Origin of the sequence: Pseudomonas sp. 2(2015), assembly GCF_000955865.1 — a bacterium.
Classification (GTDB): domain Bacteria; phylum Pseudomonadota; class Gammaproteobacteria; order Pseudomonadales; family Pseudomonadaceae; genus Aquipseudomonas.
The window spans coordinates 1,245-3,477 of sequence record NZ_JYOF01000024.1 but is presented as its reverse complement, the minus strand read 5'-3'; the positions used below and the strand labels follow the sequence as shown (position 1 = coordinate 3,477).

At 53.8% G+C, this 2,233-nt stretch carries 4 protein-coding genes; 3 read left to right on the top strand and 1 reads right to left on the bottom strand.

The genetic code is table 11. The annotated features are described in order from the left end of the window. The 3 genes from UB48_RS28275 to UB48_RS25330 form a co-directional block, all read left to right on the top strand. Positions 1-193, top strand: a 193-nt coding sequence (locus tag UB48_RS28275) for a hypothetical protein (protein ID WP_275560839.1), incomplete at its 5' end; no start/stop codon positions are given. Then, positions 193-1,158 carry a fimbrial protein gene (locus UB48_RS27545; protein WP_082075519.1) on the top strand — a complete coding sequence of 322 codons (966 nt, stop codon included), beginning with the start codon at positions 193-195 and terminating at the stop codon, positions 1,156-1,158. The genes UB48_RS28275 and UB48_RS27545, both read left to right, overlap by 1 nt. A 6-nt stretch (positions 1,159-1,164) precedes the next feature. Continuing rightward, positions 1,165-1,362, top strand: coding sequence for a hypothetical protein (locus UB48_RS25330; RefSeq protein WP_045201903.1), 198 nt, complete (start codon positions 1,165-1,167; stop codon positions 1,360-1,362). Between the two features lie 347 nt (positions 1,363-1,709). On the opposite strand, the gene UB48_RS25325 is transcribed toward UB48_RS25330, so the two are convergent. Then, positions 1,710-2,233: AraC family transcriptional regulator (locus UB48_RS25325; RefSeq protein ID WP_045202015.1), on the bottom strand; the 524-nt coding region annotated here is incomplete at its 5' end.

Here is a 2,233-nt window from a genome sequence, read left to right as displayed (position 1 = left end):
AGCAAGCAAGCAAGCAAGCAATTATAAGCCAAATCCAGCTTTCCTCGCAAGTTTTTTTACTGCGCTTTCTGGGTGTGCGTCCCCTGACCAGCATATAAAACCCGAGCCAACCGGCTTTACTCACTACTACAACAAAATAAAGTCTGAAAACCCCGATTATCACTGGGAATTCATTGAGGGGTCATTCAAATAATGGCCCTTAAAAAGAACTTCTTGTTTATGGCTTTAGTTTGCGCATGGTTCGACGCCTCGGCAGACTGCAAATATTATGAGGGCCACCAACAAAATTCCATAATTTTTGATATACCTTCAACACTTTCAATCCCCAGGGACACAGCAGACGGCACGACCATCTATCAAACAAACACCGTGACATTTCAAGGAAACAGCTCACACAATTGCACAACCACATTCGACAAGGGGATCAAGAATAACCTAGGAACAACCCTCCCCACCTCAGTCATATTCCCTATTAGCAATAGCGGCCTGGCTTGGCAATGGATAAGGGAGACTGGCCCAGTCAAAGGGTTTGGCGGTAGCTTTGGGGAACCTGGGGGATATGGCTTCAATGGCACAACCCACACACTACATCTACTTAAGATAGCCCCGCTCAAGGGAAACTTAACCATCCCAGCAGGGGATATTGGTTATTACCAGATAGGTACGCTGCAACCTCTGGCAATGCGCATAGCCAAAAACGTATCGATTGTAGCTCAGTCCTGCGAAACCCCAGATGTAAACGTTGAAATGGGACAGTATGATCTTGGCGTTTTTTCCGACATTGGTGACACTTCGAAAGCAACTGCATTCAACATCCTACTCAACAACTGTCCCAGTGGAATAAATAAGGTTATGTACAGTTTAGCTCCAAACCCGACCACCCCAGCCTGGGATGCAGGCCAGGGCATCATCGAGCTAAACAAGACCTCAACGGCCAAAGGCATTGCCCTACAAATACTAGACAGCAATCAAACCCCTCTGGAACTAAACAAAGATCACGCATTCAGCGACTACACCTCTACAGGCGGAAATTTCCGGATACCACTGAGCGCACGATATTATCGAATACTTCCCGCAAGCAACGGCGGCAAGAATGACTCAGGGGTAAGTCCTGGAACGGCTAACAGCGAGGTGTCATTCGTTATGAGCTATCTATGAACCCTCGTGGAGGCAACAACCGCGAACATCCGGCGCATTATCGTCGATGGCCAGCCGGAAGACCGGATCAAGACCCAGCAGCACCGGGTGGTCCTGCTCAATGAGCGCGCACTCCTCGCCTTGCGCCAGGCCCGGCGCCTGGCCGATCTGCGCCGAATCGCTGCGAAGTCCACGACACCCACCAGCCCATTTGTTCCTTCTTGAACGCATAGCCTGTGCTTTGATGTGAGATCACTGATGCCAGACAGTGTATCCCACCGAATGTCTACCCTGGGTCGTTAGCTGCCGGTTGTGGATGGCTGCTTTCGACTGTGGATTCAACCGGTCGATGCAACACTCCTTCTGCTTACACAGAATTTAGTTGTGTTGCATCGACCGGTTGAATCCACAACCTATAGCTGCCGGTCGCGACGGGCAGAAATCGGCCAGAAGCGGACTGATTCGCAGCAGGCCAGTCTCCTGCATTGAGGTTCGCAGGCACCTACCTTTTCAGGGGCAATTCAATCGCCTCGCTTAACGCGCCATTGGCGCCGAAAGCGGCAAGCCCACTGCTAGTCTCGAAAGGCTCCCGGAGGGCGGTCGAACCAGCGCTTGAAGGCACGGTGGAAAGTGCTGGTATCCCTGAACCCCAGCCGCTCGCTGACCGTCGCCACGGGCAGCCCCTGGCGAATCAGCTCCGCGGACAACTCGCGACGTACCTCCGCCACCAGCGCGCTGAAACTGGTGCCCTCTTCCTTCAAGCGTCGGTAGAGCGTGGTGCGACTGACGTGCAACGCCTGGCAGGTTGGCTCGATGCTCACGCCTTCTGGCAGGCTTGCGAGAATCAAGCGACGCACCGTGCCGGCAAGCGTATCTGCGTCTTGCAGCTGCGCGAGTGTCGCCCTTGCACGAGACTCCAGCATCTGTCGCAGGTAGTCGCTGGCGCCAAGAATGGGATGCTGCAGGAAGTCGCGCGGCAGGTGGAGGCTGTTTCTCTCGCTGTCGAAGCGCAGCTCGCTGCCGAACAGCTCGACATAGTGCGCATGGTAGGCCGGGGATGGGAAAGCGAACTCGCAGGCCAGAGGCCGCAGCTCTA

Coding starts and splice junctions, on each gene's coding strand:
- UB48_RS27545 (WP_082075519.1), top strand. CDS start 193: ATGGCCCTTAAAAAGAACTTCTTGTTTATGGCTTTAGTTTGCGCATGG.